Source organism: Trinickia fusca, from assembly GCF_003628145.1.
In the GTDB taxonomy this organism is placed as follows: Bacteria; Pseudomonadota; Gammaproteobacteria; order Burkholderiales; family Burkholderiaceae; genus Trinickia; species Trinickia fusca.
The window spans coordinates 352,855-378,026 of sequence record NZ_RBZV01000001.1 but is presented as its reverse complement, the minus strand read 5'-3'; the positions used below and the strand labels follow the sequence as shown (position 1 = coordinate 378,026).

26 protein-coding genes are annotated in these 25,172 nt (G+C 64.2%); 9 read left to right on the top strand and 17 right to left on the bottom strand.

Features of this window, described 5'->3' with window-relative positions; all coding sequences use genetic code 11:
* Nucleotides 1-5 precede the first annotated feature (5 nt).
* Nucleotides 6-1,763 carry a 23S rRNA pseudouridine(2605) synthase RluB gene (rluB, locus tag D7S89_RS01645; RefSeq protein ID WP_121274996.1) on the bottom strand — a complete coding sequence of 586 codons (1,758 nt, stop codon included), beginning with the start codon at nt 1,761-1,763 and terminating at the stop codon, nt 6-8.
* Between the two features lie 61 nt (nt 1,764-1,824).
* Nucleotides 1,825-2,769 carry an SMC-Scp complex subunit ScpB gene (gene scpB, locus D7S89_RS01640; protein ID WP_121274994.1) on the bottom strand — a complete coding sequence of 315 codons (945 nt, stop codon included), beginning with the start codon at nt 2,767-2,769 and terminating at the stop codon, nt 1,825-1,827.
* Nucleotides 2,770-3,516: 747 nt separating this feature from the next.
* Here scpB and D7S89_RS01630 point away from each other — a divergent pair.
* Nucleotides 3,517-3,915 carry a transposase gene (locus tag D7S89_RS01630; protein WP_121274990.1) on the top strand — a complete coding sequence of 133 codons (399 nt, stop codon included), beginning with the start codon at nt 3,517-3,519 and terminating at the stop codon, nt 3,913-3,915.
* Between the two features lie 276 nt (nt 3,916-4,191).
* Nucleotides 4,192-4,446, top strand: coding sequence for a hypothetical protein (locus D7S89_RS01625; RefSeq protein WP_121274988.1), 255 nt, complete (start codon nt 4,192-4,194; stop codon nt 4,444-4,446).
* Between the two features lie 224 nt (nt 4,447-4,670).
* Here the strand turns inward: D7S89_RS01625 and D7S89_RS01620 are convergent, their stop codons facing one another.
* Nucleotides 4,671-4,988, bottom strand: coding sequence for a hypothetical protein (locus D7S89_RS01620; protein ID WP_121275991.1), 318 nt, complete (start codon nt 4,986-4,988; stop codon nt 4,671-4,673).
* A gap of 266 nt (nt 4,989-5,254) precedes the next feature.
* On the opposite strand from D7S89_RS01620, the gene D7S89_RS01615 reads away from it, so the two are divergent.
* The 3 genes from D7S89_RS01615 (at nt 5,255) to D7S89_RS01605 (ending at nt 6,837) form a co-directional block, all read left to right on the top strand.
* Complete coding sequence (locus D7S89_RS01615; RefSeq protein ID WP_245982585.1) at nt 5,255-5,974, top strand: YdcF family protein; 720 nt, start codon at nt 5,255-5,257, stop codon at nt 5,972-5,974.
* A 175-nt stretch (nt 5,975-6,149) separates the two neighbouring features.
* Nucleotides 6,150-6,416: a hypothetical protein gene (locus D7S89_RS01610; protein WP_121274986.1), complete on the top strand. Its 267-nt coding sequence runs from the start codon at nt 6,150-6,152 to the stop codon at nt 6,414-6,416.
* A gap of 163 nt (nt 6,417-6,579) precedes the next feature.
* A complete protein-coding gene (locus D7S89_RS01605) occupies nt 6,580-6,837 on the top strand; it encodes a DNA-binding protein (RefSeq protein WP_121274984.1) in 258 nt (85 codons plus the stop codon).
* 86 nt (nt 6,838-6,923) lie between these two features.
* Here D7S89_RS01605 and D7S89_RS01600 read toward each other — a convergent pair whose 3' ends face one another.
* The 7 genes from D7S89_RS01600 to D7S89_RS01570 all read right to left on the bottom strand — a co-directional run bounded on the left by D7S89_RS01600 (nt 6,924) and on the right by D7S89_RS01570 (nt 12,376).
* On the bottom strand, nt 6,924-7,205 hold the full coding sequence (locus D7S89_RS01600; RefSeq protein WP_245982667.1) for an ADP-ribosylglycohydrolase family protein: 282 nt from the start codon (nt 7,203-7,205) through the stop codon (nt 6,924-6,926).
* Between the two features lie 149 nt (nt 7,206-7,354).
* Entirely contained in the window at nt 7,355-8,572 is a 1,218-nt protein-coding gene (gene bamC / locus D7S89_RS01595) for an outer membrane protein assembly factor BamC (RefSeq protein ID WP_121274981.1), read from the bottom strand.
* A gap of 154 nt (nt 8,573-8,726) precedes the next feature.
* On the bottom strand, nt 8,727-8,957 hold the full coding sequence (locus tag D7S89_RS01590) for a hypothetical protein (RefSeq protein WP_121274979.1): 231 nt from the start codon (nt 8,955-8,957) through the stop codon (nt 8,727-8,729).
* Between the two features lie 68 nt (nt 8,958-9,025).
* On the bottom strand, nt 9,026-9,436 hold the full coding sequence (locus D7S89_RS01585) for a hypothetical protein (RefSeq protein WP_121274977.1): 411 nt from the start codon (nt 9,434-9,436) through the stop codon (nt 9,026-9,028).
* 204 nt (nt 9,437-9,640) lie between these two features.
* A complete protein-coding gene (fliD, locus tag D7S89_RS01580; protein WP_121275987.1) occupies nt 9,641-11,053 on the bottom strand; it encodes a flagellar filament capping protein FliD in 1,413 nt (470 codons plus the stop codon).
* Between the two features lie 331 nt (nt 11,054-11,384).
* A complete protein-coding gene (locus D7S89_RS01575) occupies nt 11,385-11,681 on the bottom strand; it encodes a cupin domain-containing protein (RefSeq protein ID WP_121274975.1) in 297 nt (98 codons plus the stop codon).
* 293 nt (nt 11,682-11,974) lie between these two features.
* Complete coding sequence (locus tag D7S89_RS01570; protein WP_183085067.1) at nt 11,975-12,376, bottom strand: GlcG/HbpS family heme-binding protein; 402 nt, start codon at nt 12,374-12,376, stop codon at nt 11,975-11,977.
* Between the two features lie 951 nt (nt 12,377-13,327).
* Between D7S89_RS01570 and D7S89_RS01565 the strand changes: the two genes are divergently transcribed.
* Together D7S89_RS01565 and D7S89_RS01560 are read left to right on the top strand one after the other, a co-directional pair.
* Nucleotides 13,328-14,788 carry an amidase gene (locus D7S89_RS01565; RefSeq protein WP_121274971.1) on the top strand — a complete coding sequence of 487 codons (1,461 nt, stop codon included), beginning with the start codon at nt 13,328-13,330 and terminating at the stop codon, nt 14,786-14,788.
* A complete protein-coding gene (locus tag D7S89_RS01560) occupies nt 14,773-15,414 on the top strand; it encodes a TetR/AcrR family transcriptional regulator (RefSeq protein WP_121274970.1) in 642 nt (213 codons plus the stop codon). Before D7S89_RS01565 ends, D7S89_RS01560 begins: the two co-directional genes overlap by 16 nt.
* A gap of 41 nt (nt 15,415-15,455) precedes the next feature.
* Here D7S89_RS01560 and D7S89_RS01555 read toward each other — a convergent pair whose 3' ends face one another.
* The 4 genes from D7S89_RS01555 to D7S89_RS01540 form a co-directional block, all read right to left on the bottom strand.
* Nucleotides 15,456-16,967 (bottom strand): trypsin-like peptidase domain-containing protein, encoded by a 1,512-nt coding sequence (locus D7S89_RS01555; protein WP_121275985.1) that lies wholly within the window; start codon nt 16,965-16,967, stop codon nt 15,456-15,458.
* A gap of 171 nt (nt 16,968-17,138) precedes the next feature.
* Nucleotides 17,139-18,536 carry an FUSC family protein gene (locus D7S89_RS01550; RefSeq protein ID WP_183085066.1) on the bottom strand — a complete coding sequence of 466 codons (1,398 nt, stop codon included), beginning with the start codon at nt 18,534-18,536 and terminating at the stop codon, nt 17,139-17,141.
* Nucleotides 18,537-18,620: 84 nt separating this feature from the next.
* Complete coding sequence (gene bla / locus D7S89_RS01545; RefSeq protein WP_121274966.1) at nt 18,621-19,637, bottom strand: class A beta-lactamase; 1,017 nt, start codon at nt 19,635-19,637, stop codon at nt 18,621-18,623.
* A gap of 58 nt (nt 19,638-19,695) precedes the next feature.
* Complete coding sequence (locus tag D7S89_RS01540; protein ID WP_121274964.1) at nt 19,696-20,583, bottom strand: LysR family transcriptional regulator; 888 nt, start codon at nt 20,581-20,583, stop codon at nt 19,696-19,698.
* A gap of 100 nt (nt 20,584-20,683) precedes the next feature.
* Between D7S89_RS01540 and D7S89_RS01535 the strand changes: the two genes are divergently transcribed.
* Together D7S89_RS01535 and D7S89_RS01530 are read left to right on the top strand one after the other, a co-directional pair.
* Nucleotides 20,684-21,664: a zinc-binding dehydrogenase gene (locus tag D7S89_RS01535; protein WP_121274962.1), complete on the top strand. Its 981-nt coding sequence runs from the start codon at nt 20,684-20,686 to the stop codon at nt 21,662-21,664.
* A 74-nt stretch (nt 21,665-21,738) separates the two neighbouring features.
* The gene (locus tag D7S89_RS01530; protein ID WP_121275983.1) at nt 21,739-22,047 is read left to right on the top strand and encodes a YciI family protein; all 309 of its coding nucleotides are present in this window, start codon (nt 21,739-21,741) and stop codon (nt 22,045-22,047) included.
* 15 nt (nt 22,048-22,062) lie between these two features.
* Here D7S89_RS01530 and D7S89_RS01525 read toward each other — a convergent pair whose 3' ends face one another.
* The 3 genes from D7S89_RS01525 to D7S89_RS01515 are packed head-to-tail and all read right to left on the bottom strand — an operon-like array spanning nt 22,063 to nt 25,125.
* Nucleotides 22,063-22,710 (bottom strand): ABC transporter permease subunit, encoded by a 648-nt coding sequence (locus D7S89_RS01525; protein ID WP_121274960.1) that lies wholly within the window; start codon nt 22,708-22,710, stop codon nt 22,063-22,065.
* Nucleotides 22,697-24,328 carry a transporter substrate-binding domain-containing protein gene (locus tag D7S89_RS01520; protein ID WP_220702113.1) on the bottom strand — a complete coding sequence of 544 codons (1,632 nt, stop codon included), beginning with the start codon at nt 24,326-24,328 and terminating at the stop codon, nt 22,697-22,699. The genes D7S89_RS01525 and D7S89_RS01520 overlap by 14 nt, the downstream gene beginning before the upstream one ends.
* Nucleotides 24,325-25,125, bottom strand: a complete 801-nt coding sequence (locus D7S89_RS01515) for a class I SAM-dependent methyltransferase (protein WP_121275981.1) — start codon at nt 25,123-25,125, stop codon at nt 24,325-24,327. Before D7S89_RS01515 ends, D7S89_RS01520 begins: the two co-directional genes overlap by 4 nt.
* Nucleotides 25,126-25,172: the final 47 nt, after the last annotated feature.

The window sequence follows — 25,172 nt, the reverse complement described above, 5'->3', positions numbered from 1 at the left end:
ATCGCTCAGCGTCCGCGCGACCGGTTGCGCTGCGTCGTCGGCCGCGGCGACTGCGCGCCGCGATTGCCGCCACCCGTGCGGTTACCGCCGGCGCCGGGTGCACGATTGCCATTGGCGTTGCCGCCCTGCGCACGCTTGGCGCCCGTCGTCGGCGCACGGTTGCCGTCCACGTCGCGATTACCGCCACCGCCGCGTGGTTTGCCGCCACGGCCAGCGCCGGCGCCGCCAGTGCGGTTACCGTAGCCGCCCGAACCCTCGCCGAAACCGACCCCGGCACCGAAGCCCCCTGCCGCGCCGCGCCGGCCGCCACGCGGCTGCTCGAAGCGGCCGTGAGCCGTCAGCACGGGTTCGCGGCTGATGAAGCCCATCGAGGTCTGCATCGGGTCGGGCTGTCGACGCTCAGGCGCCGCCCGCTTGCCGCCCTTCTCCTCGGTCGGCGCTTTCAGACCCACCGCAGCCATCAGGCTACGCACCTGGTTGTCTTCGAGCTCCTCCCAGCGGCCACGGCGCAAACCGCGAGGCAACGAGATCGGGCCGTGACGCGTACGGATCAGACGGCTCACCATCAGGCCGACCGCCTCGAACATGCGTCGCACTTCGCGATTACGCCCTTCCGCGAGCGCAACGTGATACCAATGATTGGTGCCTTCGCCGCCGCCATCGCGAATGCGCAGGAAATTGGCGGGGCCATCGTCGAGCTCGATGCCGTGCAACAGCTTTTGCCGCGAGGCTTCGCTGAGCTCGCCGACGACACGCACCGCGTACTCGCGCTCGACGCTGTAGCGCGGGTGCATGAAGCGGTTCGCGAGATCGCCCGAGGTGGTCAGCATCAGCAACCCCTCGGTGTTGAAGTCGAGCCGGCCCACGGCCAGCCACTTCGCCGTCTTCATCGGCGGGAGCTTGTCGAACACCGACGGCCGCCCTTCGGGATCGGCATGACTGACGATTTCGCCCGTCGGCTTGTGGTAGAGCAGCACGCGCGGCGGCTTCGCCTGAAGCCTGCGCTTCACGGGCTTGCCGTTGATGCGGACCTGGTCGGTCGGCATGATGCGCTGGCCGATATGAGCCGGCTCGCCGTTGACCGACACACGCCCCGCGACGATCAGCTCTTCCATTTCGCGGCGCGAGCCCATGCCAGCCTCGGCCAGCACTTTGTGCAGCTTCGGCGCATCGTCGTCCGGCGCCAGCACGCGCTTTTGCTGAACCTGGCGGCCGCGCCGCAGCATCGGGGCGCGCACGCCGCCAGTCGTGTTGTTGTCGGCGTCGAACGCAGGCGACGTCACATAGGAGAACAAATCGTCTTGCGACGGCTGCGCGACATCGGCGCGCTTGTCGTCACGCTGCTCGTCACGTTTGTTGCTGCCCTCGCGCTTGCCCTGGCCTTTGTCCTGGCCCTGGCCGCCTTCGCGTCGCCCGCCGCCAGCCTGCTTGCGCGGCCCCTTGGCGCCCGCCTGCTTGCGCGCCGGCCGTGCTTGCGACGGCACCTCGCCTTCGGGCTGCGCTTGCGGCTCGGCCGACGGCGCCGCATCGGACTGAGGCTGCGTCGCCTCGCCCTTCGTCTTGCCCGCCGCGCGACGGCGCGCAATCAAGCTACGCGGCCCGCGCCGCAAACCACGGCGCGGACGATCCTGATCGCCCGCTTCCGCAGCGCCGGCCGGATGCTCCGTGTCGCCCGGCGTCCGAGCCTTGCGCGCGTCGTCGTGCCCCGCAGCGTCTGCGGCACGCCCGGACGCGGACAAATCGGTGTCGTGGGTATCTGTCAAAACAACCTCAAAATGTCAGGTCGCGCGCCCGTTGCGGGCGCGACAAAAAGGTTCGATTACGTCAAGCGCTGCGCGACGCGGGTTCGTCGTCGATCAGCTCGTTTGCGTCATCCGCTGCGTCGTCATGCGCGCCGTCGTCGTGCGTCGCATGGGCCGTCGAATCCAGTTCGACGGCGTGCCGTACCTCCGGCAGCGAATGCAGGTGCGTCTCGTGCGCCTCGCCTGCCGGCGAAGCCTCGTGCAAGACGTCCAAATCTGCGGCTTGCGTTTGAGCCGCGGGTTGCTCACTCAGCCCGCCTGCGGCGTCGGCCGTTGCAACGTTTGCCTCGTCATGCGAAGCGTGAGCGGCGTCGGCCTCGACCGGCCCATCTTGCGGCGCCTCGCTGGCGACCGCTGCGCCGAGCTTGTCGTCGGGCGTTGCCACCTCACTCTCGGCCGCAGCCGCATCGAGAAACTCGATCGCATGCTGAGCAAGCGCGCTGCCTTCCGGCATCGCCGGATCTTCGAGCGGTGGCAGCTCATCGAGCGCCTTCAGGCCGAGATCGTCGAGAAACTGCTTGGTCGTCGCATACAACGCCGGACGGCCCGGCACGTCGCGATGACCGATCACCTCGATCCAATTGCGGTCCTCGAGCTGCTTGACGACCTGCGTATTGACCGTGACTCCGCGGATTTCCTCGATATCGCCGCGCGTGACCGGTTGCCGATAGGCAATGATTGCGAGCGTCTCGAGCACGGCACGCGAATACTTCGGCGGCTTCTCGGGATGCAGGCGATCGAGATGGACGCGCATGGCCGGCTTGCTCTGAAAGCGCCAGCCGGAGGCCAGTCCGACGAGCTCGACGCCACGCCCGGACCAATCCTTCTTCAAATCCTCAAGTAATGCACGGACTGTATCCGCCGATACGCTGTCGGCGAAAAGCTTGCGCAAATCACCGACTCTCAGCGGTTCTTGCGCGCAAATCAAAGCAGTCTCGAGGACGATCTTCGCCTCTTGGGTATTCATGCAGCTAGATCAGACCCTGTGGTCAACGAACCGGATCAAACAGACGATATGGAACTGAAGACGCGCTCGCCCGATTTTGATCGGTCATATTGATGGGAGCACGAACCGGGGGGTGGCGAATTGAACAGCCATCAAGCCTAACCCAGCCGGACGAAGCAGCGGTATTCCGGAGAAGACGCCGCGTGACTTGACGCCATCTTACGCAAAAAGGCCGGGTGCGTAAACAACGACGATATTGAGGCCAGGCCGGTGCGCGAGTGCAACGGCCATTGCCAAATCGATTGCGCCATCATGCGGCAACATCGCCGCGCCATCGGGCGGTAGATGCTGCGTTAGCAAACCGAAAATCAGACTGGCAACATCCCGAAACATCAGCATTGGACCCAGGTCTCGCATCGCTTGCCGACGTTATTTTCCGCATCGCAATAATCGGGCGCGAACGCACCCGCCCTGCGCCGAATTGCACAAGATTGGTGATTGCCCTGATTTTCTGCCCTCTCGATTTGGCGTCTTATACGCCCCTAGCTGACATCCCTGCGAGCCTGCTGCGACAGGGCTTTGCGGCATCCGCGACCAACGTGGCACGCTTCATGCGTTGCCGGGCGCGGCGACGTTGGCGCTGCCGGTAAAACGAACGAGATCGTTCGCGGCAGCCCGATATGGCTCGCTCGACACCCTGTCTCCGGGTGTCGCAAGAGTGCGCGGCGCGGGGCTGCGCACCGGGGTTAGTTTCGCTGAGGTGAGGACATGATGTTCGACGATTTGAGGGATAACGAGTGGGTGCTGGTCGAGGCGCTGTTCTGTGCGGAGCCCGCACGCAGCGAGCGACGCGGACGCCCTCGCGTGGAAGCGCGTGCAGTTGTCAACGCGGTGCTGTGGGTGCTTTCGACCGGCGAAGGCTGGTCGAAGCTGCCGGGCCGTTATCCATCCCCGCCGACTTGCCGGCGCCGCTTCGACGAGTGGCAAGCGGACGGTACGCTCACTGAAATCGTCAACCGCCTGAGCGGTTGCGGCCGCGAGATCTCGCTGCGCGGGCGCATCGGCACCACCGCAGTCAAGCCGCCAGCGCCGCCGAGCCGCGATCGCTTGCGCGGCGCGTTCTGGACCAATCCCGAATCCTGGCGCGCACCCGCCAAGATGGCGTAACGTTCCCGTTCTCGCGACGACTCGCATCGCACATCGCATCCACCTCGCGAGTCGCCATCGTCGCCGGCCACCCCGAGCCGGCGCTCCCCCTGATCGAATCCTGATGGCAAAGCGCGAATCCCGCGCTTCGCGGCATCCAATCCCCTTTCGCTCGCACTTCCGATTGGGGCGAAACATCCATTTACCAATATTTACAGCGCGCTTTCGCTCGCGCATTTAATTTGTCGGTTATGGACAAGCCGCATTTGAGCGGCGTGCCGGGAGCCACGATTGATCATGTTGCGAGCGCCTTTGCTGTTGGGTGGCGCAGCGGTGTCGCTGCTTGCCTTGGCCGCAATCGTACGGCCGGCCGCTGGCGACGACACGCGTGCCGCCGATCCTCCCGTCGAGATCAGAGCCCCGCACGCCGAGCCCGTGCGCGAGATGACGCCGGCGTCGGCGCCGCGCGGCAACCTGCGCGGGGATATCGTCAACAACGCACGCTCACATCCTGAGCCGCCGCACGCCCCGAGCGCGCGGAAAAGCCGCTAACCGCACCAGCCGCGCCTCGCTCGTGGTGTCGCCAATGCAAATCGCAACCGTATGCGGGAACCACTCGCGCGGCAATCAGTCCGAATCATTGCCATGAACACAGCGTGGCAGCAGCAGAAATATCCGGTAGCCCGTATCCTCGCGATACGGGCTTTTTTCTGGTCGACCGGCAATCGAGCGAAAAAAGAATCAGCGAATGGAACGAGATGGGGATGTGCGGTGCGTTACGACCTCAGATCCACTGCGTCGGCAGCACGCGCTTCGCCGAGCACGTAACCGTCCGTGCGCAGCCCTGCCCAATTGAGCGAGCGCTCCTGGCGCGCGAGCCGTGTAAACTCGGCTCGGCCCCGTTCGGTCAGCACGGCGATGTCCACAGGCGCGTGAAAACCCGCCCCGGGTGCGACGGTGCGCTGTCGCACCGTCTCCATCAAGCCGAGCCCGCGTAAATACTCGAAGACGCCCGGGCGCTTGGCCCACGGAACCTGGCGATATTGCACTCTCCGGAGTGCCTCGAGTACCGCTTCGTTCGAATACGTCGTCATCTCGACTCTTTCGTAAAGTCCAGCCATCGCGCGGCTCTCACGGCGCAAAGCCGTGCGGCGAACGACACCTCGCGGCGCCGGTTGCCGGGTCGGGGCGATGGGCCGGTCATGCTCCGGCGTCGCCGTGTCATCGGTACGGTACTGCCTATAATTTGAGCCCTTCGTACCGATCAAAATGCGCTTGCATCGTTTTTGACGATGCATCGTTGCCCAACGCGATGGGCAACTTGCGGTTTACCCCGAAACCATACGTTACCCCAACTCAATTGATCATATTCACTTTATTCGCAGCATTTTTCGTAGTTTTCATACTTTGGCGTCCCGCGCGCCTGCCCGTCACCATCGCTGCCGCGACCCTGTTCTGGCTGCTCGCGGCCGGCTGGCTGACCGCCCCGCTGCTCGACCAGGTACAACTGGGCACACCCGACACCTCCGCCCCTCGCTTCGGCGAGCGCACCGTCATCGTCCTGCTCGGCGGCGGAACCGAGTACGACTCGAACGACGTGCTCGTCCCCAAAGCCGACGCGCGCTGGCGTATCGTCAAAACAGCCACGGTGTACGCCGCCTGCCGCCAAGCGGCCAGGCGCTGCGAAGTGATCGTGAGCGGCGGCAATCCCCAACATCATCGGGCCACCGAAGCCGATACTTATGCACCGTATCTATTGCGGGAGCATGTCGAACGCGACGATTTGCGTCTCGAAAACAAGAGCTACAACACTTACGAGAACGCCGCCAACGTCGCGGGCATGTTGCGCCACGAACATTACGATTCGTTGATCCTAATTACGTCGAAGTACCACCTGCATCGCTCGCTGCTCGACTTCGCGCGCTTCGGGCTCGCACCGCAGCCGGTCTCGTCGAACACGCGCCGCGCGCAGGTTGGGCTCACGCCGCGCTGGACGAACCTCATCGGCGCCAATATTGCGCTGCATGAACTATTCGGTCTCGCGCAATTTCATCTCTATCGGGCACTTGGATGGTTTTGACGAGCAAGCCTAAGATTGGCTAAGGGTGGCGGCGATCTGTAACGAGACGTTACGGACCGTCGCTTTTGCTACACATAGACCGCAGGCAACGGCTTATGGTGGCTAGAATGCAGTGTCCAGCCGGACGGGCAGCATCTGGGCCATAACCCATCCACTTTTCCGCATGGAGGCAATAATGAAGAAAGCGTCCCTGACTGTCTTGGTTTCCCTTGCGATGTTGGCCGGTGCCGCATATGCGCAGGAAGATAGTGCTATCAAGATGAGCACCGATCCGGCCACGGCAGCCGACGTCGAGCAACGCGCCCAGGCACTGCAATCGCAGCAGGAGATGATGCCGCAGCAAACGGAGATGCCGGCCATGAAGCATCACAAGCCGATGCAACACCACAAGAAGGCGGCCAACAGCATGAAGGCGGCTCCGGCCGCTGGCGCGAGCGAGTAAGCGACGCTCGCGGTCTGCGCCAACTGCCGCGTCTGCCAGATACGAGCCGAACCCGGTCCTGCCGGTTTCGGCTTTTTTATCGCCGAACGGGCGCAACCGGTATGCTAAAGTCGCGCACCGAACATTTGACGCAACCCGTGCGCACCCTGGTGCGGAGGACAGAATGAGCAACATCCAGCTGGATATCGAGTGGACAGAAGCGGCGTCCCGCAAAATCGAAAAACTGATGCCGCGCGGCTCACAAGAGGCCTTTCTCGCGCTGCCCCCCGTCGAATGCCTGCCGATGGAAGGCGACGTGCTGTTCCTCGGGCCGGCTGGCAAGCAGCAGCCGTTTATCGTCGCCGAACGGCAATATCACCACGAGGGCGATGCCGACTGGACCATCATCCTCATTCTCGACGTGCCCAGCGCCGGGCACTGAGACCATACGAAGTCCTAAAGACACCGTCACGGTTCGATAGGCAACGACATGCCCGCGTTCCTCAGAACGCGGGTTGGATCGCCCCCCTACAAGGACAGACGCCGCAGCAGCCGCTCCTCGGCTGAGGCGACCAGATCGGCACCAGCAAGGCGGTCCAGCCAGACAGACGGGATGCCCTCGATCCCATGGACGATGCCCGCGAGGCCGCCAGCCACGGCCGCGGTCGTATCGGTATCGTTCCCTAGCGCAATAGCCGCGCGCACCACGGCAGCGTAGTCGAGCTGCTGCAGAGTCCACAAAGCGCCCGCCAGCGTATCCACCACGTAGCCGCCGCCTGACGGCGTGCACGTTTGCAGCTCCGTCAACACGAGCGTCAACTGGTGCTCATACTCGCCCCGATAGTGCGACCGTATGCGCGGCCACGATGGATCGTCGCCCGCTAACAAAAAGGCGCCACAGTGGGCGCCTTTCGTTCCCCTCGATCATCACCAGCCGAGGGGGCCTTCGTCAATCATGCTTACCGCAACTGATCGATGACGAGCGCCATGATCTGCTTCGCCGGCGCAGACGTGTCGACATTGCCCTTCTCGTCGACGACGGCCACGCGCGTCTGGTTCTCGGTGACGGCACGCACGTTGATGCGGTATTGCTTCGCGATCTTCTCCGTCTTGCCATGGAAGACCTGGCTCCAGAAGCCCTGCTCGTCCGCGCTCGTATCCTTCGGATCAACGTAGCGGATGAAGTACAGGCCCTGGTTGTGATCGCGGTCGTCGACGGTAAAGCTGCTGCGGTCGAGCGCGATGCCGACGCGCAGCCAAGCGCGCTCATACGGCTCATCGAGCGTGATCTCGGGCTGCGCCACCACCGGCGTCTCGAGCGTGGCAACCTTCGCGCCCTGAGCCTGCCCGGCCGCGGCGACATTTTGCGCGGCGACCGTCGCCGCCTTGCTGTCGGCCTTCGATGCCGCGCCGGACGCAGCATGAGGCGCAGTTGCCGACTGATCGGCAGCGGTGTCGTGTGCATTGCCCGACACGTCGGCACGAGCGAGCACGGCCATGAGCCGCTTCAGATATTCGGTCTCGAGGGCGGGATCGTTCGGCTTGGGCTCCCACTTGGTCGACTCGTTGTTCGCCCCGGTCAGCGCCTCGCGCATGCCCTTTTGGCTGATGAACAGATAGGTACCGCCGTTCGGCGCGACTTCAAGGCGCGTACGGAACTTGTTGCGCTCTGCCGCGACGTACGAATTGCCCATCGCCTTCGAGAGCGTATTGCGAATCAGGCCCTCGTTGATCTGCGCGCGCGTTTCGTTCCAATCGGTTTCCATCACGTGCTTGTCGCGCTGGTCGACGACGAGCAGGAAGCCCTGCTCCTGCCAGAAGCGGCGCACTTTCGCCCACACGTCGTCGGGCGACTTGCCGTCGATGACGAGCCAGCTTTCGCTGCCGTCACGCTGCAGGTGCATGCCGGCAACGGGAGGCACGACGGCGTTCTCGGGCGGCGCCACTTGTTGAACCTGCTCGAGACCGGAGAGCGAAGCCTGGCCGCCCTGCGGCGGCAACGAGCGCTGATCGGACGTTTCCTCGATCATGTTGGGCGGAACGGCAAGCGACACTTCTTTCGACTTCGAATCGCTTTTGTAGTCGACCTGGGTGGGCGACGGCGAACTACAGCCGGCAACGAAGCCGCCGGCGAGAAGCAGAGCTGCGAACCGCGAGGTAATACGAAGATCAGTCATGTTCGGGGAATCCTTGCGCTTTCGCCACGGCGATATTTCCGTGGATCAACCGCGCATTTTACCGGTCCCGGCCGACTGTGCAAAACCTGCATGGCCGGACGCGCTCGCAAATGATCGAACGCCCGGCCCTGCACTCCCTATGACAGCCCCTGGTTCATGACGAACCATGCGCCAGAATGCGCACGAGGGCCTCTGATTTGGCGGCCTCCTCGGCCGCCTGCTGACTCGAAAATGGGCCATGCGTGACGTGCACGGCATCATGCCAATCGGGCTCGCGTGCGCCGCCGACGAGCCTGAACCGCGCGGTAAAACCGCGTGGCGCCGCCGGAACCACTTCGATGTCGACCGACACGCCCTCTATTCGATGCCTGACGAAGCCGTCCATATCCGCCTCCCTCGACTTGTCGACACAAATCGTAGCACCGTCGGCGTGCGCCGACAGCGCGCCAGCGCTCAGTTTTGAGCGTCGTGCGGCGCGTCTTGCGGGTCGTCCTGCTTATCACTGTGCGGTTCGGCGAGTTCCTGCGGCGAAAGCCAGCGCAACGCCGTCAACGACGCGCCGTCGAACGTGCATTCTGCGGCAGCCGCCTTGACCGTCTTCGATGGTTTACCCGCCGCGGCGGAGGCCGGCGCGCTGCTCGATGCGGCGGCCGGCGCCTCGATCGAGCCTTCGACGACGACACGCGAACCGCGAATACCGACGCCCACATGCGACACCGACAGTTTCGCCGCCGGCGACGCTTGTGCGAGTTCGCTGCGCATCTGCTGTTTGCACAGGGTGGGGTTCTGATAGAGCGTGCAGGCCGTCGGCAAAGCGAGCACGAACGGCAGGGAGGCGAGCAACGAGAGGCGGATTTTCTTCATGACTGGGCGAATATTCGAGCGGGGGCCATTGTAGCCCGCCCCCCGCGCTCGCACCTGCCAGTGCAAAAAATTGCGATCCCTCGACGCTAAAACAATAGCGCCCCGGGCGAGGTATCGCGTTTCGCTCTCTCCGCAGTTCGCTGGCGTGCTCGACGTTTCCCGTCTCCGCCCGGATGACGATTGCGGAAGATATTGAGCGGCCGGTTAGGCCGATTTGTTCATGGTGCCCGGGGAGCCGTTGCCGCCGAACAACTGATTCAGATAGTTCCTGTTGTTGTTCACCCTGGTCAGCAGCCGGTTCAGAGCAGTGAACTGTGCGTTGTACTGCGTCGTGAGCGTCTGCTGATAGGCAACCAACTCGTTCTGTTGCTTCGAGACGGTCAACAGGCTCGAGTTGATCGACGCCGTACGCTTATCCACCTGTCCGATGGTCGTTTGCGTATACGCATCGAGAAACTTGTTCATCTGCTGGCCGATACCGTTCGTACCGTTGAACACCGACGACACCAACGTCGGATTGGCCGAAAGCGTCGATTGCAGTTTGGCCTGATCGAACCCCAGCGTGCCGTCGTGTTTCAAATCGAGACCGATCTGCGCGAGACTGTACGTCTTGCCACCTTGCGCGACGCCGCTCGCCATGATGCCGCCGATGCCGTTGACGGCCGAATTGAGCATCGCGTCGCCAAGCAACGGGCCCGCCTGGGCGGTCGACGGGTCATACGACGACAGCGACTTATGCTGAGCTACCCAGGCGTTGTACGCTTTCTGGAAGCCTTGAACGGCCAACGCGATGGCCGACGGATCGGCCGCCACGCTGATCGTCTGCGGCGAGCCGACCGCAGCCGACGTCAGGTTGAGCGTGACACCCGTGAGCGCATCCTTGACCGTGTTGCTGGCGCTCGTCACCGCGCTGCCGCTGATCGTGAGCTTCGCGTCTTGCGCGGCCTCGACCTGCGTGAAGTTCGCCGTCGCCATATTCGAGTCGACGCCGGCACCCGCCGAGACCGAGACGATGTTCGCAGCGCCGGTTTGCGCCGATGTGAGCACGAGGTGCTGGCCGTCGGTGCCCGTGACGACCGCCGCCGTTACGCCGGGATTGTTCGCCGCTCCGTTGATCGCCGATGCGATGCCCGCGAGCGTGTTGTTCTTCGAATCGAGATTCAGCGTCATCGAGGCGCTACCGATGCCGATCGTCAGCGTGCCCGTGCCAAGCGTCGCTTTCGCCGCGAACGCTTTCGAGGAAATCTGGTTTGCGGTGGCGAGCTGTTGCACATTGACCGCGTACGAACCGGCGGCGGCGCCCCCCGTCGTCGTCGCGGTGATGCCTTTGCCGCTGGCGGTGGCGGCGAATTGCGTGAAAATGCTGCCGTCCGACAAGCCTGCCAGCGACGTTTGCAGCGTCCCCAACGAGGATTTCATCATGCCCAGCGCCGACAACATCGTGTTGCCGCTCTTCTGCTGATTGGCGATCGCCGATGCGCGTCCGGCAATCTTCGCCATCACGATGGCTGAGACCAACGTATTCACATCGAGCGACGAGCCGGTGGCGCCGCTCACAATGGATTGCGCCGCTTGCTGCAGCAGCGTCGTGTTCGAAGACGGAGAAACCGTTCCCATGCTTGGCTCCATGGCTTGACTGCGGAATCAGCTTAAGCCCAACCCGATGCTGGGACGCTGACAACGAATCGACAGGAGACCAAAGCCCCCCATTAATCGCCTATAGGAACGACTCTCGCACCGAACGGCGAAATAAACAGCCAATCGGACACGTCGAGCATTGAATCCGAGCGGGAATCATTCCTTCGTGGACGGATTGTAAGGGAGTGTTGTAATACTTCGCAACATTTGTAACGCACGCAGAAATTTTGAGATTGAGCGCTCGCTCGCGCCGTGAATGGCTCACGCCCCTCGCGGCCAAAGCGCGCGGGCTCGGGCGAATTGACGCGCCTTACACGTCGATAATGACCAGCGTACCGTGGCTGCCTGGCAAGACCGCGTGCGGCGTACCTGCCAGTGCAAGATACATTTGCCCGGCTTCCACCACGACCTGTTCTTGTTCGACCTGCAAAAGCAGCTTTCCATCGACTACGAGCAACCCTTCGTTGTAGTCGTGCGTTTCTTCTTCATAGGGCTGCTCATCCATTCTGAGCGTTTTGATTTTCGCTGCTCCAATCTGACCGACAACCGACGACTTCCAGGCGGTAGTCAAATCATCGGCAACGGCTTTGAAATTGACCAAAGGCATAGGTTCGGCTCTGAAAAAAAAGGACATTAGCAGCAAAGAGGCCTCCGTGCTCCCGATCCGCACAGGACGCCTTTGGGCTGGGCGGCAACGTTGAGGACGCAAAGGCGTCCATGCTGCATCCCGTACGGGACTCAGGGGCGGCGCAGGTCTCTGCCTCAGGGGCGGCGAGAGACCTGCCCTTCAGCGCGGGCGAATCACTGCCGGACCTTGGCGGCCCCTGCTTCGGCACAGACTTCGTCATCGCTGCTCAATGGTGCACCGCTGACACCGATGGCACCGATCGCCCGCCCATCCTATTTCAGCAGCACGGCACCCGGCAGGAACAGGAGATCGGGAGAGGCGGCGCCCACCGTGGCGGTTCCAGCGGGATTCTTGCTGTTGATGAATTGAATGACGCCGCTCGAACTGTCCCCTCCAACCATCGGCCCCATGCTCATCACGGTGAAGGCTTTGCGAAAAGAGAATTGCCGGGAATGGATCGGACTGTCGTCGCCGCGCGCCTGCAGTTTGATCACCCCATCGGGATCGACGACGGTGACTGCAACCTTATAGCCTTTAGCCGCACAAGCGTGAAGCGCTTCGGTCGTGGCATCGATCGCCTGTTGAAGCGTCAAAGTGGATTCCACGCCAGCAATCGCGGAGGAAGACAGCGCGGCGGCAGCGACGGCGAATGCGAAAGTAAAGACCTTCTTCATCGGGGATCTCCAATCACGCGTTGAATTGCGTCGGTACGAGCGCCACACACCGCAGGAGCCGCCGATGCGAGGCATCACCGACATGACGAGCGTCATCAAGAATCAATGACGTAACAGCCGTCATCTTGTCGAAAGAAGATTACAACCCGTTATCAAAGAGCCGGCATCCGATATCGCAGCGCATTCGCAAAAAAATGCCGTTTTAACGTCGGAGAGACAGGATGACGGCTGGGTAATATAGGCCAATCCCGGTGATCAGGACATGGCATCCGGTGCGCCGGATGATTGATGCATGGGGCGTGGTTGCCGCCGCGAGGGCCGTTCAAGCGCGTCAGCGCCTCGCTTGCTGTGGCCACAGGTAGAAGTGGTGCCCGGGACCGGACTCGAACCGGCAGGCCGTTAGGCGGCGGATTTTCGTCACACTGCATCTTTCGATGCCGGCGCGGCGCGAAGCGTTGCCGTTCGTGCGCTGGACTATGCCTTCGCCTTGGCGGCCGGCCACGCTGTGCGCGTCGCATGCCGCTTTAGGCGCCCCCCGTCTAGTCTCTACACCTTCCGCGAAGCGGGCCGTGACGACCGCACTATCGGGCTTGGCTCGGTGTTGCCTCGGCGCGTGTACGCACCAGGGGATTCGCCGAATTTGAAGGGTTCTGCACCGACCGTTTCCAGCCGGGCACTCAATTGCTTAAGTCCGCTATGTTTACCAATTTCATCACCCGGGCAGGGCGGACGCGATTCTACCACCAGCGCCGCCGTTCGCAGTGCAGTCGCTCGATATGCCCTGCTTTCGCGAACGTCACCGTAAAACGTGCATGCGTCAAGAGGTAAGCAAAACCCTCCGCCACATCGACGCAGGGGCCACGGTTCATGCGCCCTCCTCTCATCGTCGAACGCTTGACAACGAAAAGAGAATAATTAATTCTCTTTTAAACGTCATTGAGGAGATACCGCATGGCACCGCAAAGCAGGCCCGAGGGTTTTCCGTTTCTCGACATGGATGCGACAGCTCAGGCCTCGCTCGTCAAGAACGGCGAAGCCCGGGCAATCGATTTGATCGACGCCGCCATCGAGCGGATCGAGCGGCTGCAACCGCGGCTCAATGCCTTGGCTTCGTTCGATTTCGACTTGGCGCGGAAACAGGCGCTCGCCGCGCCCGTAACCGGCGCAACCAGCGTCTTTGCAGGCGTGCCCACGCTCGTGAAAGACCTTCTGGCCTACCCCGGCCATCCCACGAGCTCAGGGTCACGGCTCTTCCAAGGGCAACGCCCCCCCGCCGTTTCGCCTTATGCGCAGGCGCTCGAACAATCGGGCCTCGTCGTGCTCGGCAAGAGCGCGACCTCCGAGTTCGGGCTCCTGGGCACCACCGAGCCGCTGCTCAACGGCGCTACCCACAACCCGTGGCGCCTCGACCTTTCCCCCGGCGGCTCCTCGGGCGGCGCGGTGGCGGCGGTCGCATCCGGCATGGTGCCCGTTGCCCATGCGTCCGATGGCGGCGGCTCGATCCGCGGCCCCGCGTCCTTTACCGGCTTGTTCGGATTCAAGCCCAGCCGCGGCAGAACCGTCGCGACGGATATGCCGCCGGACATGCCCACGGCCTCCCTCATCAGCGATCATTGCGTCAGCCGTTCGGTCCGCGACAGCGCGGCATGGCTGAAGGCGGTCGAAACGCCGGGACACGCCTCGCCGCTGCCTGCCGTGCAAGCGTTGCAGGAGCATCGCGTGCCTCGGCTTCGCATCGGCGTCTATCGTCGGGACGCGTTCGGCGAATTGCCCACCCCACAAGCGCTCGAAGCGCTCGACGCATGCGCGAAGCTGTGCGCGGACCTCGGACACGAGGTCGTCGACGCTCAGGGGCCTCAGTTCGATGCGCCCGCCGCCAGCCAGGCATTCTTCGACCTGACGGGCGCCACGCTAGCCGGCTTGTTCGACTATGTCTCGTCGTTGATGGGGCCGGCTTTCGACACGGCGCTCATCGAGCCGTACACGCTCGAGATCGTGAGGCGCGCCCGCTCGCTCGCGCCGGCCCGGATGCACGAGGCGATCGCCGCGCTGACCACCGCCGGCAACGCGGTGCACGCAGCCCTCGCCCCGGTCGATCTGCTGCTGAGCCCCACCGTGCCGTTCACCGCTTTCCCGCTCGGCCAGTTCGGCCCGACCGAAGATCCCGCGACGCTGATGAGCCACACCAACCGGCTCGCCGGCTATACCGTCCCGGCCTCGCTGGCGGGCTGCCCGGCCATGTCGGTCCCGCTTTACTGGTCCGCCGATGGGCTTCCTCTCGGCTGCCATTTCGTGGGCCGGCTCGACCACGACGCGCGCTTGCTCCGCCTCGCGTTCGAACTCGAGGAAGCGGCGCCGTGGGCACCCCAGCTGTTGCGACTGCAGGAGAAACTGCTATGGCCCAGCGTTTGAAGGCCGACGTTCGCGACCGGATTCTGGCGGCCGCCGCCACGACGTTCGCCGCCAGCGGCTACACGCGCGCAACGGTGGCCGAGATCGCGGAACAGGCCGATGTCACTGCAAGCAACATCTACAAGTACTTCGAGAACAAGCAAGTCCTGTTCGATGCGGTCGTCTCGCCGTCGCACGCCGGCCGGCTGATGCGGCTGCTGCGCACGAGAATGCGCGAACTGTCCTCGATAGGCATGTGGTCGAGCGCGACCGCAGAAGGCTCCGAACACGCCAAGGCCTTGCTGTCGTTCTGGGTCGAGCAGCGGCTGCCCGTGCTGATCCTGCTCAACGGCGCGCAAGGCACACGCTACGAAAACGTACGCGCACGCATGACACGCGAGATGGCGCGCCAAGCCGAACATTTCGTGCACAAGCACGCGCCAGGCGAAGCCGATCCTCACTTCAGCATGGTGCTGCAGCAGATCTTCGCCAATACGGTGACCATGATCGCGGCCATTCTCGAGCGCTACGAGTCGGGGGCCGATATTCAGCATGCCTTCGCCTTGTTCTGGAGCTATCAGCTCGCAGGCCTCGAAGCGTTGATCAAAGGCAGAACGCCGCTCGCGCATCGCGCCGAACCGCACTGACCCACCACGGCCCGAGCACCGTCTTCACGTCGCAGCGGCCGTCATCTGAGCTTGATCGACACGAAGCTGCGCACATGGTCGCGCTGGATCAGCACCGCGACCGTCTTGCCCGCCTTCGTCTCCAACGCAGCCGCTTGCTCGGGCGACTCGACCAGCGTGTCGTTGAGCGACAACACGATGTCGCCCGGACGAATGCCGGCATTCGCGGCCGGGCCGCTCACGCTGTCGACCATCATGCCGATCGGAAGGTCGCTCATGCGCCGCTCGTCTTCGTTGAGCGCGTGCATGATCAAGCCCAGCCGGTCACCCGACACGGCCTCGTCTTGCGGCGTGCCGAAGCCGGAACCCGCGCTTTGCGGGGCCTCGCCTGCCGCGGCCGCCGCTGTGATGCGTATCGTCATCGGCTTTCTGTTGCGGATCAGCTTGACAGCGATATCGGCCCCGGCCGGCAAGGTGGCCATGTCGTCGACGAAATCGGCTGCGCTGTCGACGTTCCGCTCGCCGAACTGCACGATGACGTCGCCGGGCTTGACACCACGCGCGGCAAGCAGCGTCCCGGGCTCGACCGCGTTGACGAGCGCACCGGCCGGACGCGGCAATCCCAGGGCCACCGCCACGCCAGGGCTCACGTCTTGCACGTGCACGCCGGGCGCGCTCTGCGTTGCATTGCGCGAGGCCTGCAAGCGCGTGCGCACTTCGATGGCCTCATTGATCGGGATCGCGAAAGCGAGGCTGGTGGCCCTATCCGCGCCCGCATAGATCTGCACGTCGATGCCGATCACTTCCCCGGCGCGGTTGAATACGGGGCCGCCCGAGTTGTCGGGATTGCGCGAGACGTCGGTCTGGAAGAACGCGAACTTGCTGCCGTCCGGCAACGTGCGCGCCGTGGCCGTCACGATGCCGGCCGTGACCGTATGTTCGAAGCGCTCGGGCGCACCGACGGTCAGCACGGACTCGCCAACGCGCACGCGCGAGGAATCCCCGAGCTTGACGGTCGGCAGCTTCGTCGCATCGATCTTGATCAGCGCGACATCGGTCTGCGGGTCGACCGTCAGCACCTTGCCTTTGAATTCGCGTCGATCGGGCAGGCTGACCGTGACCTCCTCCATCTGATCCACGATATGCGCGGTACTCAGCACGAGCCCGTCCGCGCTGATGATGAAACCGGAGCCCGTCCCCCCCACCGCACCCGGCGCATTGGCCATCGGCTGCGATCCCTGCTCGGGCCGCTCCGGCTGCTGGGGCGCAATACGATTGAAGAACGCCGCGAACGGATCGTCGGTATCGATGGTCCTCAGGGCTGGCGCCGACGAAGGTTGATCAGGGGGGGCCGCGCTGATGCTGACGACCGCGGGCCCATATCGTTCGGCGATCGTCGGGAAGTCGATCGGCGCGGCGGCGGCGTCGGTATGGACGATGTGCTTGTCCTTCGGGAGGTGTGCGGCGGCGGTGGCACTCGCAGCCGTCGCGGCGGACGGCAGACAGAAACCGCCACCGAGAACCGCGACCACGGCAGCGCGAAGCAGGATGCGGGCAAATGGCCGGCGGAGCATGTCGCCCTCCAGAAAGGTCGTCATACGTGCATGCCCTGCAAACATGCGCAGGGGCCGACAACTATGCGGAACTATGCTGGATAGTATTGCGCAAATGCCGATCGATGGCTGTGATAAAACGCACGAACGAGGTCGGCCGGCGACGAGGCCGAACTCCCTCGCGCAAGCGCGTCAGGTATCGAGTTCCGGTGAAGCGGCCCCGCGCGCGGTGGCGTTCATCTGCGCCTGAGCGCGACCGAGCGCGGCCTCGACATTGCGCAGCGCCGCCAGCAGCGCGGGTGGTTCGCCAAGCGCCTTGCGCGCCGCGCCGACCGCACGGCGTACCTCGGGCGAGGTAAACCGGCGTTCGATCAACCTCTGAGCCGGCCCTCTGCAAGCAAGCAGCGTATCGATCCAGTCCGCCGGCTGCATCGGCATCACGTGACGCAACACGCGCCGGCTCGCTCGAAACGCCGGCGCCACCTGTTCGAGCGCGGTCAACGCGGCCAAAAATTCGTCGGCCGCCACGGGTGTCGCTGGATCTAACGCGGCGGCCAACGTCGCCAGGGCATCCGCGACGCGCCTGCGCAACACCAACCTCGACCGGACGGGCAGCACGAACCACGCGGCGGCCACGCCGATGACGGCCCCGATCGCAATCGACTCCAAGCGTGGCCACAGCAGCGCGGACAGCGGCAACCCGGCAAAGCCCTGCAGTAGCGCGAACACCACCGTGACGCAGAGCGCCCACCACACGTAGCCGAATGGCCGCAGCCAGATTCCCACGAACAACGCGACCAGTATCGCCACGGCCATCGCTGCATGGTGTGTGCCGGCATGCAGGCCGATGGTCAGCGCAAGGAGCGTTCCGGCCGCAGCGCCAACCAGACGCAACACACTCTTGTAAGCGACGTCGAGTCGACCGCGACTGCCGCTGTTGACGATGAACGCCGTCAACACGACCCACGACCCATGCGCCGGAAAGAACACGTGCCCGACCGCGAAGGACAGCGCCAACGCCGTCGCCATCTGAATCGCCATCCGTGTGGACGGTATCGGCCGCAACGAACTCGTCTGCTGGGAAACGAGCACTGGCATTCTGCCGCCGCCCGCCGGCAACATGTCGAGCCGACGACCGATTGCATGAAATACGGTGACCCACAGCAACGCCAGCAGTGCGACAAGGATCGGCAGACAGGCGGCCCAGAGGGCGTTCGGATGTTCCCGGGGCGCAATATGCGGAACGATCAGCAAGGCGACGAACGGCAAGCCGACCAGCGCACCCGCGCGACGCGCCATCGGACCGAAACGCCGCAACCAGATCGACACGAACATGCCTGTGGTGAAGACGGCGGCGCCGGCCACCGGCATGTGTTGCAACAAGAAACCGACGCCCGATGCGGCAACACCGACGACGGGCAACACGAACGCGGCTTCGATGCGGCCACGTCGATCGCGATCGAGCTGGCTGCGCGACAGCGACACGCAAAGCACGACCGCCAGCACGCCGACGGCCGGCGCCGGGTCGAGCGCCAACGCGCAGAGCAGCGTGGCGATCGCGGCGAGCATGGTGAGGGTGGCTTCGGCCAACGCCCTCATGAGCTGCGCACCGACGGGCGGGGAATGGGATAGGTGAGGCGCGCGAGCGTCAGGCTGCATAACCAGAGCTATCGTCTAGCGTGCGACGAACTCGCCGACCTGACGGCCCAGCTCGGCAAACCACGCCTCGCGCTCCGCCTGCGTCGCCTGCGACGCCGTCAGGAACGCGGCCACGATCGCCGTATGGCCGTTGGGGCCCGTCACGATGCCGATGTCGTTGTAGGCGGCCGTCAAGCCTTCGAAACTCTCCGACGTGCCGCATTTGTCGGCCAGTCGCACGCCCGCTGGCATGCCCTTGCGTAAGCGGCTCGGCGTGGTCTGGGCATACAGGAGGTTCAGCAGCGCCTGTGTCTCGCGAGGCGGCAACAGCTCCCCGGCCCACAGCTTGCGCAGAAACGCGGCCGCCGCCCGCGGCGTGCTGCGATTGCGCGGATCGGCCAGATAAGCCGCGTAGCCGCGGCGCAGGCGCTGCAATTGCTCGCCTTCAGTCTCGCCCGCCGGCGGCGCGTTCGCCGTGCCCAGATCGTTGAAGATGTGCGAGACGGTGCCTTCGTCCATCTCGACCCGCATGCCCTCGACGCCATGCGCCTGCAGGAAGCGCGTCACGACCAGCGGGCCGCCTACGAGCCGCACCAACGCATCGGCCGCGCTGTTGTCGCTCTGGCTGATGCCATAGTCGAGCAATTGGCGCACCGTGAAATCCATCTTGTCGCCGACGAAGTGTTCGCGAATCGGGCTCGTGCCGTTGCGCAGGTCCGCGCGCGTCAGCGTGACAACCTGGTCTAGCCCGATGCTTCCTTTCTCTACTTGATCGAGCACCGTCACGCCAAGCGGCGCCTTGAACACGCTCATCATCGGGTACGGACGATCCAGATTGACGCCCGTCACGGCGCCACTGCCAAGATCGATGACGGCGATGCCGAAGCTTCCGGTCGTCGCACTTCGTCCGGCATCCTCAACCGATCGTTCGACTCGTGCCCAGCTGTCGGGTGTCGACGTGTCCGCTGCAAGCGCCGGGCCCGCAGTCCACGAGCCCAACAGGGTGGCAACGACGAGCGCGACGGCTCTTGACGATGACAAACACTGCTTCATTCTTGTTCCCTTCTTTCGGTGAAGTGTGCAGTCGCTAAGGATACCGGGTAGCGGGCCGCTATGCGCCGATCGAGGCCTCGCCAAAGTAGCGCCACAGCGCAGTGGCCACGGGTCCGGCCGGCCGGCCGCGCAGACGAGCCGCGACGATGTCGAGCTTAGAGCGCTTGAAATGCCGCCCTTCCAGCGAAACGAGCTTGCCGCTGCGCAACTCCCGCTGAACCAGATACAGCGGCATATGCCCCCATCCCATGCCTTGCACGATCAGCGCCTTCTTCGTGTGCTGATCGGCAACGGTCCAGCTCGGCGCGTCCTTGATGACGAAATAGTCACGCATGGGGTGCCGGGCTGAATCCCGGATAATGATCTGCACGTACGCCCGCATCTGTTCAGGCGTGAGCTGCCGCGTCACGGGAACGTCCAGATAGCCGCGCGCCGCCACCGGCACCAGCGTGACGTTCGTGAGATCGATCCATTCGAAACGCGTGTCGGCCTTGTCCACGTGATGAATGATGAGATCGGCCTCCTCCGCCAGCAATCGCTCCCACGGCCCGCCGATCGACTCGAAGTGCAGATGCAGGCGCGTTTGCGGCCACCCCTTGAAAAAGCGCTTCAAATGCGGCAGCACGTCGGCTGCCGGCGTCAGGTCGCCCACGACGACGCGCAGATCGGTTTCCTCGCCGCGGCTCAACTGCTCGCAAAACGTTTCGAGCGCCGCGGCCTGCCTCAAGATGGCCTCGCCTTGCCGATAAAACGCCTGCCCCTGCTGCGTCAGGCTCACCCTGTATTGCGATCGATCGAGCAACGCGACGCCCAACCGCTGCTCGAGATTCCTGACCGCAGTATGAACAGCCGGATGCGTGCGGTTCAGCTTTTTCGCAGCGGCTTGGAAGGTGCCTTCGGTGACGACGGCATCGAGGCAGGCGAGCTCATGCAACGTAAAGTCCATTGTTCATCAACCTTACATTTGTCGACCAATTTTTCAAATTTTCTTTATACGGCACGCGGCCTAGTCTGTCGATTCATCCGACAGCCAGGAGGCAACTGCCATGAAAGCGATCGTAAGACAGCAATACGGCGGTCCCGAGCATCTCGTAATCCGCGACGTTCCCGATCCGATCGTGCAACCCGGTGAGGTGTTGCTTCGTGTCAAGGCGTTCGGCATCAATCAGGCCGAGCGGTATTTCCGCAAAGGTCTGTGGGGTGAGGTCGCGGCGATCTCCGGGATCGAGTGTGCGGGCGAAGTCGTCGACGATCCCAGCAGGCGGCTGCTGTCCGGGCAGCGCGTACTGGCCTTGATGGGCGGCATGGGCCGCACGCGCAGCGGCAGCTATGCGCAGCTCGTCGCCGTGCCGGCCGCGAACGTCGTGCCTGTGCGCACTGCGCTCGACTGGACCGACCTGGCCGCCCTGCCCACGTCGTACGCGACGGCGTGGAGTTGTCTGCACGACAACCTCGGCGTGCGGCGCGGCGATACGGTGCTGATTCGCGGCGCGACCTCGGCGCTCGGTCTGGCGGCGCTCAATCTGGCCCGGCAGGCAAAGGCGCATGTCGTAGCGACGGTGCGGCGGGCCGAACGCGCCGATTGTGCGCGAGAGAACGGCGCCGACGACGTGCTGCTCGAAAGCGAACTGCCCGACGTGTGGCCGCGTATCGCCGCATCGGGAGCCGATTGCGTGCTCGACCTCATCGGCACCGCGACCCTGCTTTCGTCGCTGCGCATGACGCGGCGCGGCGGCCACGTTTGCATGGCGGGTTTTCTGGGAGGACATGAGCCACTCGACACGTTCGATCCGTTGGCCCACCTGCCGAGCGGCCGACACCTTAGCTTCTTCGGCAGCGCGTTCGTCTACGGCACGCCGGACTATCCACTCGCCGAGATTCCATTTCAGCAAATGATCGAATGGGTCGAGCAAGGCGTGCTGCGCGCGAAGCCGGCGCGCGTATTCGCGTTCGACGAAATCCAGACTGCGCACCGGATGCTCGACGAGGGTGGCGGTGCAGGAAAGATGGTCGTCACGTGTCATTGACGCCACCGGTCGCATCCTATTCATCCGGCGCGTCTTGGCGCCCTCTTCTCACCGCAACCAGGAGCATGTCGAACATGCAGCATTTCTTGTTGGAAGGTCAGCATCTCGTGCCGTTCGAGTCGCTCGGGGATCTCGTCGAGCAGCACCATGCATTCTTACAGCGCGGCTACGATGCCGGCCACTTCCTGTTTTCAGGCCCCCAGATTCCGGCCCATGGCGGCTTTCTGGTCGCCCGCGCTCAGTCGCGCGAGGCGCTCGACGCACTTCTCGCGGAGGAACCGTTCGTCAAGGCGAACAAGATGCGCTTCGTCCGCATCACGCAATTCGATGCGGCACAGTATCAGCCGTCGTTGAGCACTTGGTTCGGCCAAGCAGCCGATTGATACGGAGAGGGCGTCTCAATCGTCGCCCCTACGGCGATCGAGACGCCTCGACGCGCCCCGCACGAGCATCGACATCGCGCTGCAGAACAAGAAGAACCATGCCATCGCATACAGATAGACCCACAGCATCGCGCTCGATGTGCCGATCACATTGATCACGGTATTGCACCGGCTGACGAGTTCGGGCACGCCGATGACGGAAGCCGTCGACGACGCCATCACGATGATCACGAAGTAATTCGCGCAGCTGGACACGAAGAGCCGCACGTCCTCGCGCCGACCTTGCCGCCAGGCCCGTAGCGTGCGCAGCAGGCTATCGGAGACGAACGCGGCTACCGCCAGCGCGAGCGCCAGGGCAGCCTTGAGCCACGGCGGCAGCGGCACACGCGCGGCCGTGCACGGTAGCGGCAATGCGTCCGGCAGCATGAACACCAGATAGAACTGAAACACGTAGGTCGGCACGTTGCGCATCAGCTCGGTCGCAGTACCGCCGGCACGCCGCGCGACGCCCACCCTCGAGAGGCGCAAGCGCACCATCATGTACCCGAGCGCCGTTCCCAGTGCGAACGCCACGAGCGAAATCACGATATTCCATAGGAAGCCTGCGGCGAGGAACGGCGTCCAGGCGCTCAGCTCCGTCACGACATGGTCAATGGCCGGCATCGCGCATGCTCCTCTCGACCACCCTCAGCAGACGCAACACGATGAACACGAGCAGCAGGAAGCACAGCATCAATGTATTCATCATCGTGGCGACGTTGCCGTGATCGGCGATGATCGACGTCGACACCGACAACAGTTCGGGCACCGCCACCGCGCTTGCCATCATCGTCGCCTTCGTCACGTTCACGAGCAGCGCCACGATAGCGGGCGACGCACGTCGCATCACCGCGCCGAGCGTCGTCGTGTTCAGGACAAAGCGCGGCGCTGACTCGCGACTATGCCGCACGGCATCGTCGAGCGCACGCATGATGCCCGCCCCGGTATACAAGCTCAAGGCCAGCACGACGATGCCGAACACGTTGACGCACACGCCCCAGCGCGCGGCGAGCACGCCACCGACGCCGAACGTCAGCACGTATATCTGCAACAGCGGCGGGGTCATGCGGGCGAATGACGCAAGCCACACCAGCACGGCACTGATCACGGGGATGCCGCGCGCCGCGAGGAGCGCCAGCGCAATGCCGCAGGCGAGGCTGCCGACGATGCAACAGACGGTCAACGCCATCGTCAGCCACAGCGCGTGCAGAAATTCGCCACGCTCGTAGTCGTCGTAGACGTAGGTCAGATCGATGCCGGTGCGCTCGAGCACACCGAGCCCCCAACCGCGCAAGCCCGTCACGTCAGTGGAGGTCACGAACGCCGGATTGCGGCACGCGACCGGCCATCGTCCGTCGGGGCCGCGCGTACAGACGTAGCGGCCGCTACGATCCGTGCGACTCCATAGCGCGTGCATGTCGGCCAGAAACGACGACGGACGCAATCCCCACTTGCGCTCGAGTTCGATCAACATGCCGCTGCGATGCCATTGCGCGACGGTATCGCCGATAAAACGTTCCAGCTCACCGCCCTGCTCGGAGCGCGCGACGGCGATCGCCCACGGCGTCTCCATCTGCAACGGAAGATCGACGTGATAGTCGCGCCATTGGGGCGAACGCAAATCGCTCGCAATCGCGGTGTTGTCGAACAGCCATCCGACGCAACGTCCGTCGCGCACGCCGAGCTTCGCGTCGCGATTGTTCGCGTAGGTCTGCAAATTGAGCTGGTAGCGCAGCGCCATCGGTCGATTGAAGTAGCTGCCGAGCGTCGCGCAGACGGTGTTACCGCGCAGCTCGTCCCATCTGCTCACGGCGGTGCCGGGGCGCGTCATCAAGGTCACGCCCGACGAGTAATAGTCAGGCTCGACGAGCGTGGCGATTCTCCGCCGCTGCGCGGTATCGCCGAGCGTAGCGATCATCACGTCGACGCGTCCTTCGTTGAGCACCTGCACGCGATCGGCCGATTTCACGCCGATCGTGCGCAGCGCCACGCCTAGCCTGCGCGCCAGATCGGTTGCCAGATCGTGCTCGAATCCCTCGTGCGTCATGTCGCCCGCGAGCATGCCGAACGGCGGATAGTCATTCTTCACGCCGACCACGAGCACGCCGCGCGCGCGAATCGCATCGAGCCGTCCGCTCGCCAGCGCGCTCGATGCGAGCAGCGTCCAAAGGAGCGCCGCGCACATGCACCGCACGCACCACTCGTGTGCCCCCTCTCGCGCGCATGGTCTGGCTGCCGTCATATCGGGGTCGCCAGCACGCGCATGCCGTAGCCGAGCGATGGCATCAAGCACGCGGCGAGACATCGGTCGAGCTGGCCGACGAACGACGATTGCGTGACCCATCGCTCGGGCAGCACGCTCTCGGCCTCGGAGCGACGCACCGCGAAGCCGGCCGTCGCGAGTTCGGCACGCAGTTCGTCCAGCGTGTACAGGTGATAGAAGAACGTCATCCGATCGCCGTTCGCCGAGCGCGTATAGAAGATGTTGCCGGCTTCGTCGAGCGGTGCATGGGCGGTGCGCAAGCATCGCGCGAGCGCATGACGCAGCAGCACGCCCGGATATCGGCGCAAGCGGCTCGGCACCGACAGGACGAGGCGCCCGTCGGCGCGCATCATGCCGCGCAGACGTTTGAGCATGTCGATGCGCGTCGCGCGGTCACCGAGATGAGACAGCACGCCGAACAGCATCAGAATGACGTCGTATTGGCCGAGGCGCGCGAGCGTATCGAGATCGTCGTGGACGAAGCGTACGCGCGACCTATAAGGCGTGTCCCTGAGCCGGCTCTCGAACTCGGCCAGCGACAGCGCCGAGATGTCATACGCGGTCACGCAGTCATGCGAACGCTGGAGCAGCGGGAACGCATAGCGCCCGTTGCCGCAGCCGAAGTCGAGCACGTGCTCGATCTCGCGCACCCGGCTCCTCAAGACGAAGTCGAGCGTGGCCTCGTTGGGCCGTGGGTATCGCTGTCGATAGAGGCTGCTCATGAAGTACCGGTCGTAGGTCTTGCGCATCTGCTGAACGATTTCGTGAGGTTGCATCGCCTGGTTCCCCGTAGTGGACGGCTCGATCGAACCGTGTGTGTCGT